Origin of the sequence: Micromonospora sp. NPDC005298, assembly GCF_040607375.1 — a bacterium.
In the GTDB taxonomy this organism is placed as follows: Bacteria; Actinomycetota; Actinomycetes; order Mycobacteriales; family Micromonosporaceae; genus Micromonospora.
The window spans coordinates 243141-258663 of sequence record NZ_JBEXGP010000005.1 but is presented as its reverse complement, the minus strand read 5'-3'; the positions used below and the strand labels follow the sequence as shown (position 1 = coordinate 258663).

13 protein-coding genes are annotated in these 15523 nt (G+C 73.4%); 11 read left to right on the top strand and 2 right to left on the bottom strand.

Features of this window, described 5'->3' with window-relative positions:
* Positions 1 to 232: 232 nt before the first annotated feature.
* From ABZS77_RS13200 to ABZS77_RS13185, 4 genes are all read left to right on the top strand, one after another.
* Positions 233 to 1417 carry a zinc-dependent alcohol dehydrogenase gene (locus tag ABZS77_RS13200; RefSeq protein ID WP_354821933.1) on the top strand — a complete coding sequence of 395 codons (1185 nt, stop codon included), beginning with the start codon at positions 233 to 235 and terminating at the stop codon, positions 1415 to 1417.
* 55 nt (positions 1418 to 1472) lie between these two features.
* Positions 1473 to 2405 carry an SDR family NAD(P)-dependent oxidoreductase gene (locus ABZS77_RS13195; protein ID WP_354821930.1) on the top strand — a complete coding sequence of 311 codons (933 nt, stop codon included), beginning with the start codon at positions 1473 to 1475 and terminating at the stop codon, positions 2403 to 2405.
* Between the two features lie 85 nt (positions 2406 to 2490).
* Complete coding sequence (locus ABZS77_RS13190) at positions 2491 to 3501, top strand: serine hydrolase (RefSeq protein WP_354821927.1); 1011 nt, start codon at positions 2491 to 2493, stop codon at positions 3499 to 3501.
* Between the two features lie 110 nt (positions 3502 to 3611).
* Positions 3612 to 4754: an MBL fold metallo-hydrolase gene (locus ABZS77_RS13185; RefSeq protein ID WP_354821924.1), complete on the top strand. Its 1143-nt coding sequence runs from the start codon at positions 3612 to 3614 to the stop codon at positions 4752 to 4754.
* Between the two features lie 58 nt (positions 4755 to 4812).
* Here the strand turns inward: ABZS77_RS13185 and dgt are convergent, their stop codons facing one another.
* Positions 4813 to 6324 (bottom strand): dGTP triphosphohydrolase, encoded by a 1512-nt coding sequence (dgt, locus tag ABZS77_RS13180; protein ID WP_354821921.1) that lies wholly within the window; start codon positions 6322 to 6324, stop codon positions 4813 to 4815.
* A gap of 166 nt (positions 6325 to 6490) precedes the next feature.
* Between dgt and ABZS77_RS13175 the strand changes: the two genes are divergently transcribed.
* The 3 genes from ABZS77_RS13175 (at position 6491) to ABZS77_RS13165 (ending at position 10770) form a co-directional block, all read left to right on the top strand.
* Positions 6491 to 8923 carry a Tex family protein gene (locus tag ABZS77_RS13175; protein WP_354821948.1) on the top strand — a complete coding sequence of 811 codons (2433 nt, stop codon included), beginning with the start codon at positions 6491 to 6493 and terminating at the stop codon, positions 8921 to 8923.
* A gap of 438 nt (positions 8924 to 9361) precedes the next feature.
* Entirely contained in the window at positions 9362 to 10270 is a 909-nt protein-coding gene (locus ABZS77_RS13170; RefSeq protein ID WP_354821918.1) for an aminoglycoside phosphotransferase family protein, read from the top strand.
* Between the two features lie 23 nt (positions 10271 to 10293).
* Positions 10294 to 10770, top strand: a complete 477-nt coding sequence (locus ABZS77_RS13165) for a hypothetical protein (RefSeq protein ID WP_354821915.1) — start codon at positions 10294 to 10296, stop codon at positions 10768 to 10770.
* On the opposite strand, the gene ABZS77_RS13160 is transcribed toward ABZS77_RS13165, so the two are convergent.
* Positions 10691 to 11647 (bottom strand): DUF389 domain-containing protein, encoded by a 957-nt coding sequence (locus ABZS77_RS13160; protein WP_354821912.1) that lies wholly within the window; start codon positions 11645 to 11647, stop codon positions 10691 to 10693. The genes ABZS77_RS13165 and ABZS77_RS13160 overlap by 80 nt on opposite strands.
* A 214-nt stretch (positions 11648 to 11861) precedes the next feature.
* Here ABZS77_RS13160 and ABZS77_RS13155 point away from each other — a divergent pair, with 214 nt between their 5' ends.
* From ABZS77_RS13155 to ABZS77_RS13140, 4 genes are read left to right on the top strand one after another with little or no spacing between them, the layout of a single operon-like run.
* On the top strand, positions 11862 to 13022 hold the full coding sequence (locus ABZS77_RS13155; protein ID WP_354821909.1) for a DegT/DnrJ/EryC1/StrS family aminotransferase: 1161 nt from the start codon (positions 11862 to 11864) through the stop codon (positions 13020 to 13022).
* Positions 13019 to 13663 (top strand): sugar transferase, encoded by a 645-nt coding sequence (locus ABZS77_RS13150; protein ID WP_354821906.1) that lies wholly within the window; start codon positions 13019 to 13021, stop codon positions 13661 to 13663. Before ABZS77_RS13155 ends, ABZS77_RS13150 begins: the two co-directional genes overlap by 4 nt.
* Positions 13660 to 14307 (top strand): NeuD/PglB/VioB family sugar acetyltransferase, encoded by a 648-nt coding sequence (locus tag ABZS77_RS13145; protein ID WP_354821903.1) that lies wholly within the window; start codon positions 13660 to 13662, stop codon positions 14305 to 14307. The genes ABZS77_RS13150 and ABZS77_RS13145 overlap by 4 nt, the downstream gene beginning before the upstream one ends.
* Positions 14304 to 15515, top strand: coding sequence for a glycosyltransferase family 4 protein (locus ABZS77_RS13140; protein ID WP_354821900.1), 1212 nt, complete (start codon positions 14304 to 14306; stop codon positions 15513 to 15515). Before ABZS77_RS13145 ends, ABZS77_RS13140 begins: the two co-directional genes overlap by 4 nt.
* The last annotated feature ends 8 nt before the right edge of the window (positions 15516 to 15523 follow it).

Below are 15523 nucleotides of genomic sequence, written 5' to 3'. Positions count from 1 at the left end.
CGGCGACGGCAAAGACGACCTCATCGTCTTCACCAAAAACACCACAAACGACATCTACGTCGCCCTCTCCACCGGCACCACCTTCGCCCCCAGCAGCAAATGGCACGACTACTTCGGCCTCAACGGCGAAACCACCCTCTGAAACCGCTCGGGCCACCGGGCGGCGTGCGGTCGGTTCAAACGTCTGAGCCCGGGTAGCAGGAAGGCAGGGACCAGAGGAGGAAAACCAGACATGAAAGCGTTGACCTGGCAGGGCAAGCGGGACGTACGAGTCGAAGAGGTGCCGGACCCCCGGATCGAGGTACCGACCGACGCGATCGTAAAGATCACGTCGACCGCGATCTGCGGCTCCGACCTGCACCTGTACGAGGTGTTGGGGCCGTACCTGAAGCCCGGCGACATCCTCGGCCACGAGCCGATGGGCATCGTCGAGGAGGTCGGGTCGGGCGTGACCCGGCTCAAGCCCGGGGACCGGGTGGTGATTCCGTTCAACATCTCCTGCGGCAGCTGCTGGATGTGCGAACGCCAGCTCTACGCCCAGTGCGAGACCACCCAGGTCACCGGCGAGGGCAAGGGAGCGGCGCTGTTCGGGTACACCTCGCTCTACGGCTCGGTGCCCGGCGGCCAGGCCGAGTACCTGCGCGTCCCGCAGGCCCAGTTCGGACCGATCAAGATCCCGCAGACCGGCGCCGACGAGCGCTACCTCTACCTCTCGGACATCCTGCCGACCGCCTGGCAGGCCGTGAAGTACGCCGACACCCCGCCCGGCGGGACCCTGGCCGTGTTCGGGCTGGGCCCGGTCGGCCAGTTCTGCGCCCGCATCGGCCGGCACCTCGGCGCCGGCCGGGTGATCGGGCTGGACCTGGTGCCGGAGCGGCTGGAACTGGCCCGCCGGCACGGCATCGAGGTGCTCGACGTGAGCGAGCTGACCGACGTGCCGGGCGCGCTGATCGACATGGTCGACGGGCGCGGCCCCGACGCGGTGATCGACGCCGTCGGCATGGAGGCGCACGGCTCGCCGACGGGCAAGCTGGCCCAGACCGCCGCCGGACTGCTGCCGAACAAGCTGGCCCAGACGATGACCGACAAGGCCGGCGTGGACCGGCTGTCCGTCCTGCACGCCGCGCTCAAGGGGGTCCGTCGCGGTGGCACCGTGTCGCTCTCCGGCGTCTACGGCGGTGAGGCCGACCCGATGCCGATGATGGAGATGTTCGACCGGGGCATCCAGCTGCGGATGGGGCAGTGCCACGTCCGCCGGTGGACCGACGAGATCCTGCCGCTGCTCTCCGGCGACGACGACCCGCTCGGCGTCGAGGACCTGCGCACCCACCGGCTGCCGCTGACCGAGGCGCCCCGGGCGTACGAGATGTTCCAGAAGAAGGAGGACGGCTGCATCAAGGTGGTCCTCGCACCGTGAGTGCGAGGAGTGAGCCGGTTTTGCGAGCCCCGCAGTCACGAACCCGGGCGGCGCCGTGAGTGTGGGGGTGGTGGTGATCGTCGGGGCGACCAGTGGGATCGGTCGGGCGACGGCCCGGGCGTTCGCCGACCGCGGCGACCGCCTGGTCCTCGCCGCCCGCGCGGCACGGACCCTCGCCGAGGTACGCGCGGAGTGCGCCGACGCCGACGTGCTGATCGTCCCCACCGACGTCAGCGAGCCGGGCGCGTTGGAGGCGCTCGCCGACGCGGCGATCGAGCGGTTCGGTCGCATCGACGTGTGGGTGCACACCGCCGCGGTGATGGCGTACGGCCGCTTCGACGAGTTGCCCGAGCGGGTCTTCGATCAGGTGGTACGCACCGACCTGCTGGCCGCCGCCGGCGCGGCGCGGGTGGCCCTGCGGCACTTCCGGGCCACCGGCGCCGGCACCCTGATCCTCACCGGCTCGGTGCTCGGGCACATCACCGCCCCGTACATGAGCGCGTACGTGGCCAGCAAGTGGGGTTTGCAGGGGCTGGCCCGGACGGTGCAGCAGGAGTTGCGCGACACCCCGGAGATCCGGCTCTGCCTGGTCAACCCGGGCAGCGTGGACACTCCGGTGTACCAGCAGGCGGCCAACTACCTGGGCCGCGTCGGCCGCCCTCCCCCGCCGGTCGCCGGCCCGCAGCGGGTGGCCCGGACCATCGTGGACTGTGTCGACCGGCCGCGCCGGGAGGTGTCGGTGGGCCGCCTGAACGTCGTGATGCGGTTCGGCTTCACCGTGCTGCCGGGCGTCTACGACGTACTGGTGGGGCCGTTGATGCGGCTGGCCGGCCTGAGCGGACGGACGGTCGCCGCGCACGACGGCTCGGTCTTCGCCGCGAATCCGGCGGGCGAGGCGGTACGCGGCGGTCACCTGCCCGACCTACGGCACGTCGCCCGTTCCGTGTCCGGGCCGGTCGGCGCCGCGCTGCGCCGACGGTTCGGCTGAGCTGTCCGGGGACATCGTGCATCGATCAACTCGCCTAGGGTGGTGGGCCGGCAAGCGCTCCGGCGCCCCACGACGGGAGAGACGATTGACCATCCGACTGAACCGCAGGACGGCACTCGGACTGGGCACGGTGGCCACCGCCGGCACCGTGCTCGGCGCCGCCGCCCCGGCCAGCGCCGCCGACACCACCGAGGCGTCCCCGACGACCCCCGCGCGGGCCGCCCGTCGGGTCGCCACCGTCTTCGCCAGGCACAGCACCGAGGCCGGCGGCAACTGGCAGGCGTACGTCAGCGTGGCCGACCCGGCCGGAGCGCCGGTCGTCGCGGTGGCGGCCGACGCGGACCGGCGGATCGAGGCGTACAGCGTCAACAAGATCGCGGTCGCCACGGCGGTGCTGGACAAGGTCGACCGGGGGCTACTCACCCTGGACCAGCGGGTCGACGTCACCGCCGCGATCGTCGTGCCGGGCGGTGACGGGATCTTCAGCCTGGACGGCGCGTACCCCAGCAGCGTCACCCTCGGGCACGTACTGGCCAACCTGCTGACCGTCTCCGACGACACGGCCGTGCGGCTGTGCGGGCTGGTCGCCCCGGCTGCCGAGATCAACACGATCCTGGTCGGCAAGGGCTTCCCGAACACCCAGGTCGAGCCGGTGGCCAACCCGAACCGGTTCTTCCTCGGCACCAGCACTCCCCGCGAGACGCACGACCTGCTGCGCGCCCTGGTGGCCGGCACCCTGCTCTCGCCCGCGTCGACGGCGCACCTGCTGGGGCTGCTGCGCTCCCCGGTGGCCTTCACCGACGGCATCCGGCGCACCATGTCCTCCGACGAGCGGGCCCGCGTCGCCACCAAGGCCGGCTGGTTCGCCGACGCCCGCCACGAGGCCGGCGTGATCTTCGACCGGTCCGGCGCGGCGGTGCTCACCTACGCGCTCTTCGCCGACGGGCAGGCCGACCCGGACAACTTCGGCGCCACCCACCCGGCGGTGCAGGCCCGGGCCGCCATGGGCCCGAAGTTCCTGACGGCGGTGGACCGGCTCGCCGGCACCGGCGCCGCGTACCGGATCGCCACCCGGCGCCCCAGCAACGGCGGCTGAGCCAGGTCGCGGGTCGGCCGCCGGTGGCGGCCGACCCGCTTGGGTGACCGCCCGGGCGCGCCGGGGCCGGGGTGACTACCGTGTAGGACGGACACGGCGGAGGGACGGCGATGGCACCAACGCGCAGCACGGACGGCGAACGAGCGCTCGGGCGACGGATGCGGGGCGCGGCCGGCCTCGCCGCGTTGGCCGGGCTGGCCTGGGTGGCCCGGGACGTGCCGGCGGCGCTCGGCGGCCGACTCGCCGGCGCCCGCGCCGAACGGGCGGCCCGCTCACCGCAGTTCCGCGACGGCACCTTCCACAACCAGGTCGGCACCCGCACGATGGTCGCCGATCCGGGTCGCAACCTGCTCCGCGAGTTGATCTTCGGTAAGCAGAAGCGGCGACCCACCGCGCCCGTGCCGCTGGTGCGCCCCACCGCGTCGTCGGCCGTCGACACCGCCGACGAGCTGAACATCATCTGGTACGGCCACGCCTCGGCGCTGATCGAGATCGAGGGCCGGCGGGTGCTGCTCGACCCGGTGTGGAGCGACCGTTGCTCCCCGTCCGACCTGGTCGGCCCCCGCCGGCTGCACGAGCCGCCGGTCTCGTTGGACGAACTGCCCCAGTTGGACGCCATCCTGATCTCCCACGACCACTACGACCACCTGGACATGGCCACCGTGCGGGCGCTGCTCGCCGGTCAGTCCGCGCCGTTCCTGGTGCCGCTCGGGGTGGGCGCGCACCTGGACCGGTGGGGTGTGCCCGCCGACCGGATCGTCGAGCTGGACTGGTCCGAGTCCCACCAGGTCGCCGGGCTGGAGATCACCGCGACCGCCGCGCAGCACTTCTCCGGCCGAGGGCTGCGCCGCGACGGCACGCTGTGGAGCTCCTGGGTGGTGGCCGGAGCCCACCGCAGGGTCTTCTACACCGGCGACTCCGGCTACTTCGCCGGGTACGCGGCGATCGGCGCCGAACACGGCCCGTTCGACGTGACGCTGATGCAGATCGGCGCGTACGACCGGGCCTGGCCGACCATCCACATGTTCCCCGAGGAGGCGGTCAACGCCCACCTCGACCTGCGCGGCGGGCTGTTCATACCGGTGCACTGGGCGACGTTCAACCTGGCCCTGCACGACTGGTCCGAACCGGTGAACCGGCTGTGGGCCGAGGCGAAGGCCCGCGACGTACGCCTCGCGGTGCCCCGACCCGGCGAGCGGGTGGTGGTCGACGAGCCACCTGCCGTCGACGGCTGGTGGCAGTCGATCGCCTAGCGAAAGGAAGGGCACCTTATTAACGCCTCGCGTTGTATAAGGTGCCCTTCCTTTCATTTCAGAGCACGAACGCGTCGGTCCACAGCGCGCCGGACCGGCCGGACAGCGCGTCCAGCATGGCCACCGCCTGACCGTCGGTGAGCTGCGCGACGAAGTCCACGATGGCCCGCCCCCGGGCCCGCCCGATCCGGTCCGGGGTACGCGGGTGCAGCTCCGCCTCGGCCAGCTCCACCAGGTCGTGCAGCCGGCGCGGCAGCCGGGACTCCTCCTCCGGGTCCAGCAGCCACTCCCACAACGCCTCGACCAGGGTGCCCAGCAGCCGGGCCTGACCCCGCTGATGCAGGGCCAGATCGGGGCGCGCCAGCACGAACCGGTGGTGGACGAACTTGAGCACCTGCACCTCGTGCCACTGCGCGCACCCGAGCAGCACGTACCCGGAGCGCACCGACGGCTGGTCGGTCACGGTGATCGCCTCGACGAAGCGGGTGGACCAGCGGGCGGAGAAGCGGGCCACGTACTGCTCGGCCTCGATCGAACCGTCGAACGGCATCGCCAGCAGCCCGTCGACCAGCTCCTCCCGGACGTGCTCCACGGCGGCGGCGAACGCGTCGTCGTCGGCGATCCAGGCGTCCTTGCGGTGCAACTGCCGGCGCAGCCGCTCAATGGCCGCGCCGGGCCGCCGGGCCGCGATGGCCAGCGCCGCGTCGGTGATCGCCCGGAGCTGCCCGCTCTCGCGCTGCCAGGCCATCAGCTCGGCGGACACCGATCCCTGCTGGAGCACACCGACCCGGTAGAAGTCCTCCACGTCGTGGATGGCGTACGCGATGTCGTCGGCGGTGTCCATCACGGACGCCTCCACGGTCTGCTGCCAGTCCGGGATGCGACCGGCGAACGGCTCCCGCGCCTGCCGCAGGTCGTCCAGCTCGGTCCGGTAGGCGCCGAACTTCGACGAGCCGCTGTCCGGGTCGTCCGGCGGCGGGGTGGCCCCGCGCGGCGGTGGATCCATCGTGCGCGGGTGCGGGTCGGGGTGGTCCAGCCGGGTCCACGGGTACTTCAGCATCGCCGCGCGCACGGCGGCAGTCAGGTCCAGGCCGGTGGTGGCCGCGCCCCGGATCTCGGTGCTGGTGACGATCCGGTACGACTGGGCGTTGCCCTCGAAACCGTCGGGCAGGCCGAGGCGCTGGCGGGCCAGCCGGTCCAGCACCCGCTCCCCCAGGTGTCCGAACGGCGGGTGCCCGAGGTCGTGGGCGAGCGCGGCAGCCTCCACCACGTCCGGGTCGCAGCCGCCGAGCTTGTCCAGCAGGTCACGCCACCGCTCGTCGGCGGTGAGCCGTTCGGCGATCGACCGGGCCACCTGGGCGACCTTCAGGCTGTGGGTGAGCCGGTTGTGCACCAGCAGGCCGGAGCCGACCGGGCTGATGACCTGGGTGACGCCGCCGAGGCGGGCGAAGAACGGCGAGCCGACGATCCGGTCCCGGTCGGCGCGGAACGGGTTCGCCGCGAGGTCGCCGAGGGCCCGGGCGCTGCCGCCGAAGAGCCGCCGGGCGCGCGGCTCCGCAGGTGTTTCCATGATCGCCACGCTAGCGCAGGCCCGGCGGCACCGCCGCCGGGTCACCCGGGTCGGGCGCGACGGTACGCCCCGGCTGGGCGCGGCGACGGCGTCCCGGACCGCCCGGCACAATGCAGGGCGGTACCCGCTCTTTGAAGGCGGATCGAGTCGAAGGCGGATCGAGATCGTGACCCAGTCTGTTCATCAGCGGATCGCTGACGAGCTCGGCGTGGCCGAGCGTCAGGTGCGGGCGGCAGTGGAGCTGCTCGACGGCGGCGCCACCGTGCCGTTCATCGCCCGCTACCGCAAGGAGGCCACCGGCCTGCTCGACGACACCCAGCTGCGCACCCTGGAGGAGCGGCTGCGCTACCTGCGGGAGCTGGACGAGCGGCGGGCCGCCGTCCTGGAGTCGATCCGCGGCCAGGGCAAGCTGGACGAGGCCCTGGAAGCGCAGATCATGGCGGCCGACTCGAAGTCCCGGCTGGAGGACATCTACCTGCCGTACAAGCCGAAGCGGCGGACCCGCGCGCAGATCGCCCGCGAGGCCGGGCTGGCCCCGCTGGCGGAGACGCTGCTGGCCGACCCGTCGCAGGACCCGAGGGCCACGGCCGCCGGGTTCGTCGACGCGGAGAAGGGCGTCGCCGACGCCGCCGCCGCGCTGGAGGGCGCCCGCGCGATCCTGATCGAGACCTTCGCCGAGGACGCCGACCTGATCGGCACGCTGCGCGAGCAGATGTGGTCGCGGGGCCGTCTGGTGTCCCGGGTACGCGAGGGTCAGGAGACGGCCGGCGCCAAGTTCGCCGACTACTTCGACTTCTCCGAGCCGTACCCGAAGCTGCCCTCGCACCGGATCCTGGCGATGTTCAGGGGCGAGAAGGAGGGCGTGCTCGACCTGACCATGGAACCGGAGGAGGCAGGCGAGTCGGACGCCGTCCCGACCGGCCCGACCCGGTACGAGGCGGCCATCGCCGGCCGGTTCGGCGTGTCCGACGCGGGCCGCCCGGCCGACCGGTGGCTGGCCGACACGGTTCGCTGGGCGTGGCGTACCCGGATCCTCATCCACCTCGGCGCGGACCTGCGGATGCGGCTGTGGCAGGCGGCCGAGGAGGAGGCCGTCCGCGTCTTCGCGACCAACCTGCGCGACCTGCTGCTGGCCGCGCCGGCCGGCACCCGACCGACGATGGGACTGGACCCGGGTCTGCGGACCGGCGTGAAGGTGGCAGTGGTGGACGCCACCGGCAAGGTGCTCGCCACCGACACGATCTACCCGCACGAGCCGCGCCGGCAGTGGGACGCGTCGGTGGAGACCCTCGCCCGGCTGGCCGGGGCGCACGGGGTGGAGCTGATCGCGATCGGCAACGGCACCGCCTCGCGGGAGACCGACAAGCTGGCCGGCGACCTGATCAAGCGGCATCCGCAGCTCAACCTGACCAAGGTGATGGTCTCCGAGGCCGGCGCGTCGGTGTACTCCGCGTCCGCGTACGCCTCGCAGGAGCTGCCCGGGATGGACGTGTCGCTGCGCGGCGCGGTCTCCATCGCCCGGCGCCTTCAGGACCCGCTCGCCGAACTGGTCAAGATCGACCCTCGCTCGATCGGGGTGGGGCAGTACCAGCACGACCTGTCCGAGGTGAAGCTGTCCCGGTCACTGGACGCCGTGGTGGAGGACTGCGTGAACGCGGTGGGCGTGGACGTCAACACCGCCTCCGCGCCGCTGCTGACCCGGGTCTCCGGGATCGGCGCCGGCCTGGCCGAGAACATCGTGCTGCACCGGGACGCGAACGGGCCGTTCCGCTCGCGTACGGAGCTGAAGAAGGTGGCCCGGCTCGGGCCGAAGGCGTTCGAACAGTGCGCCGGCTTCCTGCGCATCCCCGACGGGGACGACCCGCTGGACTCATCGAGCGTGCACCCCGAGGCGTACCCGGTGGTGCGCCGCATCCTCGCCAGCACCGGTCAGGACCTGCGCTCGGTGATCGGTAGGAGCACCATTCTGCGGGGGTTGCGGGCGACCGACTTCGTCGACGACCGGTTCGGCCTGCCCACCGTCACCGACATCCTCGCCGAGCTGGAGAAGCCGGGCCGTGACCCGCGACCGGAGTTCCGCACCGCCACCTTTGTCGAGGGCGTCGAGAAGATCGGTGACCTGACGCCGGGGATGGTGTTGGAGGGCGTGGTCACCAACGTGGCCGCGTTCGGCGCGTTCGTGGACGTCGGTGTGCACCAGGACGGCCTCGTGCACGTGTCGGCGATGTCCCGGACCTTCGTCAAGGACCCCCGCGAGGTGGTGAAGTCCGGCGACGTGGTCAAGGTCCGGGTGCTCGACGTGGACGTACCCCGTAAGCGCATCTCGCTGACCCTGCGCCTCGACGACGAGCCAGCCGCCGGTGGTGGTGGTCGGACGAGCCAGGAGGGGCGTGGCGGCCCGGCGCAGCGCGGGCCGCAGGGTGGTCCTGCAGGTCAGGGTAGTCGCGGCGGGCAGAGTGGTCGCGGCGGGCAGAGTGGTCGCGGCGGGCAGAGTGGTCGCGGCGGGCAGAGTGGTCGCGGCGGGCAGCAGCGGCAGAGCGCGCCGGCGCCGGCCAACGACGCGATGGCGGAGGCCCTGCGCCGGGCCGGTCTGGCCTGACCGGCCAGCGGGGCGGGCAGGCCTCGATCGCGGGCCTGCCCGGTGCTCCGCGGCACGGCGTCCTGGTGGAGGTCGAGGAGCACAGGCGGGGCTGCCCCCTGCCTGGTCGTCAGCGCTCTGTCCTACGCCGCCGGGTCCTCACGGCAACCTGTCGAGCTGCCCCACTTGTGGGGCGAGTCCGTGCGACCGCCGTCCAGATCTGAGGCAGCCCGACTGCTCACTGCAACCTGTCGCGCTGCCCCACTTGTGGGGCGGGTCGATGCGGCGGCGGTCCAGATCTCGGGCGGGTCGACGCGGCGGCAGTCCAGATCTGGGGCAGCTCGACAGGGGCCGCCTGCACCGGGCCTCCCCCGAACCCGCAAGCGCCGTCGGGGGATGAGGGAGCCACGGAGGAACGGTGCGGACCCGGGGGAAATCGGCTCGCCTGGCAGCGCGGCGATGCGTGATGATCTCGCGGTGAAGATGCACGCCGATCAGTTCGACGTCAGCGCCGAGGTGGTGGCCGCCCTGGTCGCCGAGCAGTTTCCCGAGTGGCGGGCGCTCCCCGTTCGTCCGCTCCCCTCGTCCGGCACGGTGAACGCCCTCTTCCGGCTCGGCGCGGAGATCGTCCTTCGGTTTCCCCTGCAACCGACGGCCGACCCCGAGTTGCGGGCCGAGCTACTGCGGGAGCAGGAGCACGCTCGGCTGCTCGGCCGTCACCTGCCGATCGCGGTGCCCGAACCGCTCGGCCTCGGCGAGCCGGGTGAGGGGTACCCCGGGCCGTGGACGGCGTACCGCTGGATCCTTGGCGAGCCGATCCACCCCGGCCGCTTCGGCGACCTGGACGCCTTCGCCCGGGACCTGGCCGGCGTCGTCAACGCCCTGCACGCGATCGACACCGGCGGCCGGGCCTGGTCGGGGTCCGGCCGGGGTGGGCCGCTGGCCGGCCAGGACGCCGGTGTGCGGGCCGCCCTCGCCGTCAGCGGCGAACTCACCGACACCGCCGCGCTCGCCCAGGTGTGGGACCGGTGCCGGGGCGTGCGCCGGGACGACCCCGCCGACGTCTGGATCCACGCCGACCTGATGCCGGGCAACCTGCTGGTCCGCGACGGTCGTCTGGCCGCGGTCATCGACCTGGGCGCGGTCGGTGTGGGCGATCCGGCGGTGGACCTGATGCCCGCGTGGAACCTGTTCGACGCGGGGGCGCGCGAGACGTACCGGCGGGCGTTGGGCGTGGACGACGCAATGTGGGAGCGAGGGCGTGGCTGGGCCCTGGAGCAGGCGATCAACGCGCTGCCGTACTACGTGGAGACCAACCCGGTGATGGCCGACATCGCCCGGCACACCCTGCGGGCCGTCCTTGACTGAGCCGGGTCGCGTACCGTCGGCTCGTGGTGGAGGGTGACGACCCGCGGTGGCGGGAGCGGCAGCGGCAGGCGGTGCGGGCGCACGCCGACGCGGACGCCCGGCGGCGGGCGGCCGAGCAGGCGCAGGCGGCGGAGCTGGTGGCCTGGTTCGTGGCCGAGGCGACGCGGCGGGGGCTGCCCACCACTCGGCTCGTGGCGCGGGGCTACGACGGGCGCGGGCGCTACCGCACCCGGCTGACCGGCTGGTACGTCGACCGGGCCGGCACCCGGGCGGTGGACGTGGACGGCCGGTTCCACCTGCTGACCGTGCCGGGTGGCCTGCGGGCCCGGCTGTTCGGCGTCGACCCGCAGCCCAGCCCGGCGCCGCTCGTCGTCGGGGCGGGTGGCCGCGACGGCGAGTCGATGCCGCTGCGGACGCTGCTCACCCGGCTGCTCGACGACGGGCCTGGCGGGTCCGGCGGGCCAGGTTCCACCACCAGGCCTGCTGGACCAGGAGCGTGACCAGCCCGGCCAGGACGATCGCACACACGTTGATCACCAACTGGAGTGCCGAACCGCCCGCCTCGTCCCACACGCCGTAGGCGGCGGCAACGGCCACGTTCGCCGCGGCCGGCACCGTGGTCACCGAGATCAGCACCCCGACCAGGCTTCCCGACTTCTTCGACGTCAGCGACAACATGCCGGCCACGCCGGCGAGCAGGCCGACCACCCAGGACAGCGCGTCGGGCCGCCAGATGAAGCTGGTCAGCGGCCGTTCGGCGCGCAGCATCTCCTCGCTGACCAGACCGGCGGCGGTCAGCGCCCAGGTGCTCAGCACGGTCGCCACCATGGCCGCCAGGAAGCCGACGGTGAGGGCCTGCACCGATCGGCCGATCACGTCGAGCCGGCGGCGCAGCAGCGCCACGCAGAGCGCGGCGAGCGGGCCGAACTCCGGGCCGACCACCATCGCGCCGACGATGAGGATCGGCTGGTCCAGCAGGACCCCGATACCGGCGATCATGGTGGCCACCACGATCAGCACCAGGTAGGTGCCGGACAGCTCGGTCTGCTCGCCGGTCTTCGCCGCGATCTCGTCCCACACCACCGCGTCGGCGCCGCTGCCCGGGGCCTTCTCCGCGGCCCGGTCGGCCGACTCGGAGATGGTCAGCTCGACGTCGTCGACGGCGATACCGCCGCTCGTCTCCACCCCGAGCTGCTGGAGGCCCCGCAGTACGCCGTCGGCGCTCTCCCGGACCACGTCGCAGAGGATCAGGTCGCCCTGCGGTTGCCGGGCCACGCCGGGCAACACCGCCAGGTGGGTCACCCCCGCCTCGGCGGCCAGCAGGTCGACGACCTCGGCGGATCGGTCCGCCGGGGCGATCACCCTCAGGTGCAGCACTCGTTCTCCCTGTTGTAGGCGGCGCGCGGGCAGGCAGCACTCTAGCCGGCCCGGTTAGACGATCAGTTCGGGTGCCGGGGCCAGACAGCTGCATTCGGCGCGGAATTGGCGAAACCGCCTATGGGAGCTCAAACGCCCTGCTACAACCATTTTGGTCTTTTGTCACGTCCGATCGGAGGCGCCGTCCGTGGACCTGATCCACCACCGTCCGCCCGTGGCGCCGCGCAGCGGCGGCCCGGCGGTGACCGACCCGGTGTTCCTCTCCCCGCCGGACGTCGGCGAGCTGGAGGAGTCCTACCTGCTGCGCGCCGTACGCACCGGCCGGTTCGACCCGGACGGGCCCGAGCTGGGCGCGTTCGAGCGGGAGGTCGCCTCGCGGGTCGGCGTCGGGTACGCGCTGGGGCTCTCCTCCGGCACCGCAGCCCTGCACCTGGCCCTCATGGCGGTGGGGGCCGGTCCGGGCAGCGTGGTGGTGGTGCCCACGCTCACCTTCGCCGCCACCGCGAACGCGGTCACCTACACCGGCGCCGAACCTGTCTTCGTGGACTGCGACGCGGCCACCGGCAACCTCGACGTCGACCTGCTCTCCGACCTGCTGGGCCGGCTGGCCGACGCCGGTCGACGGGTCGCCGCCGTGCTGGCCGTCGACATCAACGGCCGCTGCGCCGACTACGACCGGCTGCTGCCGCTCTGCGCGGCCACCGGCGTCCCGGTGGTGGAGGACGCCGCGCAGGCACTCGGGTCCACCTACCGCGGACGGTGTGCCGGCACCTTCGGCCGGGTCGGGATCTACTCGTTCAGCCACAACAAGATCATGACGACCTCGGCCGGCGGGATGCTGGTCTCGGACGACGACGCGCTCGTCGCCCGGGCCCGCCACCTCGCCACCCAGGCCCGCGAACCGGTGCCGCACTACGAGCACCGCGACGTCGGCTACAACTACCGGCTCAGCACACTCCTGGCCGCCCTCGGTCGGGCGCAGCTCAGCAGGCTGGACACGATGATCGCCCGACGGCGGGCGCTGCGGGACCGGTACGCGCGACTCTTCGCCGCCGTACCGGGCACCCGGATCCTCGGCGCCGGCGACCCCGGCTCGAACTGCTGGCTGACGTCCGTGGTGGTCGAGCCGGAGCGGTCCGGCTGGCACGCCGGGGACCTCGCCGCGCACCTGGCCGGGCTCGGGGTGGAGAGCCGACCGATGTGGAAACCGATGCACCGCCAACCGGTGTACGCCGACCGGCAGGTCGCCCTCACCGGCGCGGCCGACGAGCTCTTCGCCACCAGCCTCTCCCTGCCCAGCGGCTCCGCCCTCACCGACGAGCAGGTCGACCGGGTGGTCGGCGGGATCGCCGAGTTCCTCGGGGGGCGTCGATGAGCCGGCCCTACGACGCCGTCAAGCGGGTCCTGGACGTACTCGTCGCCGCCGTCGCCCTGCTGCTGGCCACACCGCTGCTCGCCGCGGTGGCGCTCGCCGTCCTGGTCACGATGGGACGACCGGTGCTGTTCCGGCAGGCCCGCCCGGGACGGCACGGGCGGTTGTTCGAACTGGTCAAGTTCCGCTCGATGACCGTCGGCGGCGAGGACGAGGCGCCGGCCAACGACGGGGCCCGGCTCACCCGCTTCGGTCGCTGGCTGCGGACGACCAGCCTGGACGAGCTGCCCCAACTGTGGAACGTGCTGCGCGGCGAGATGAGCCTGGTCGGGCCGCGTCCGCTGCTGCCCGCGTACCTGAACCGCTACACCCCCGAGCAGTTCCGCCGCCACGACGTCCGCCCCGGCATCACGGGCCTCCAGCAGGTGTACGGGCGCAACGCGCTGAGCTGGGAGGAGCGCTTCGCCCTCGACGTGCGGTACGTCGGGCAGCGCTCCCTGCGGCTGGACCTGCAGATCCTGCTGCGCACGGTCCGCACCGTGCTGCGTCGGGAGGGGATCACGGCGGCCGGCGCGGCCACCGCGCACGAGTACCTCGGCCCGGCCGAGTTGGCCGGAGCCGGCGCGGCGGAGGCGCACCGGTGAGCGTGGACCTCGTCATCGTCGGCTGCGGCGGGCACGGCCGGGAGGTGCTCGGCATCGTCCGGGCCGTCAACGCCGCCGCCGTCGACGGGCCGCCGTGGCGGGTACGGGGATTCGTCGACGATCGCCCCAGCGAGGTCAACCTGAAGCGGGTGCAACGGCTGGAGGTGCCCTACCTTGGCGGCACCGCCCGCCTCGCCGAGCAGCCCGCCGGCACGTACCTGGCGTTGGGCATCGGGGACCCGGCGGCCCGGCGGGCGGTGGACGGACGGCTGGCCGCGTACGGGCTGCCGGCGGCGGTGCTGGTGCACCCGGACGCCACCCTCGGCCCGGACGCCGTGTACGGCGAGGGTCTGATCGCGTTCCCGGGCGCCCGGGTCACCACCAACGTCACGCTCGGCCGGCACGTGCACCTCAACCAGAACAGCGCGGTGGCGCACGACTGTGAGCTGGGTGACCACGTCTCGGTCAACCCGCTGGCGGCGGTCTCGGGTGACTGCCGGTTGGGTGACGGAGTGCTGATCGGCGCCGGGGCTGTGGTGTTGCAGAAGCTGCGGGTGGGCGCGGGCGCGACCGTCGGCGCGGGGGCCTGCGTCGTCCGGGACGTGCCGGCCGGCGCGGTCGTCAAGGGAGTCCCGGCCCGGTGAGCCCCTCCGGCAGCCCCGGCGTGGCTCACCCGCTCGGGGTCCGCCGACTGCGCATCGCGGTGCTGGTCAAGACGAACGCCGGCGGGATGTGGTTGCTGCCGCAGGTCGAGGAGTTGCGCCACCGGGGGCACGAGGTGACGGTCGTGCTGCCCCGGGGGGCCGGTCGGCTCACCGACGAGCTGGAGCGGCGGGGCTTCGAGGTGCTCGACTCCCCGTACGACTTCACGGTGGGCCGGTCCACGCCGCTCGGGCTGCTGCGGCTGCGGGCGCTGCTGCGGCGGCTGCGCCCCGACGTGGTGCAGTACCACCTGATCGCGTCGGCGTACGCGGTGCGGCTGGCCACCCTGGGGCTGCCGGTGCGCCGGGTGCACATGGTGGCCGGTCCGGCGTACCTGGAGTCCCGGCTCGTCCGGGCGGTGGAGCGGCTGATGTGGCGGTTGGACGACCTGGTGGTCTGCGGCTGCCGGTCCGCCTCCGCCCGGTACGGCGAGCTGGGTTGCCCGCCGCAGCGGCGGCCGGTCGCGGTGTACGGGGTGGACACCGACGCGTTCAGCCCGGACGCCACCGGTCCGGACCAGCGGGCGAAGCTGCGCGCCGAGCTGGGCATCGACCAGGGCGCGTTCCTGGCGGTGATGGTCTCCTACGTCTACCCGCCCAAGCGTCTGGTGCACGCGGGTCGCGGGGTGAAGGGGCACGACGTGCTGCTGGCCGCGTGGCGGACGTTCCGCCGCCGGCACCCGGACGCGCACCTGCTGCTGGTCGGTGGTGGCTGGACGGCGGCCGGGGAGAGCTACCGGCGGCAGCTCGGCGAGTCCTTCGGCGTGGCCGACGATCCCGGTGTGACCTGGGTGGAGTCGGTGCCGGACGTGCGGCCGTGTTACGCCGCCGCCGACGTGAGCGTCGCGCCGTCGCTGTGCGACAGTCCGATCGCGGCGGTCGAGGCCGGCTCGATGGGTGTGCCGAGCATCGTCAGCGCGGCCGGTGGGCTACCCGATGCGGTCACCGAACGCTCCGGCTGGGTGGTGCCCCCGGCCGACCCGACAGCCCTGGTGGACGCGCTCGACGCGGCGTACCGGGGCTGGGCCGCGGGGACGCTGACGCTGCGCGGCCGGTTGGCCCGCCAGCACGTGCTGGCGTCCTTCGACGACCTGCGGGCGGCGGCCGAGGTGGCGGACCTCGTGGAGGACGTGGCGGCCCGCCGCCGCTGAACACGACG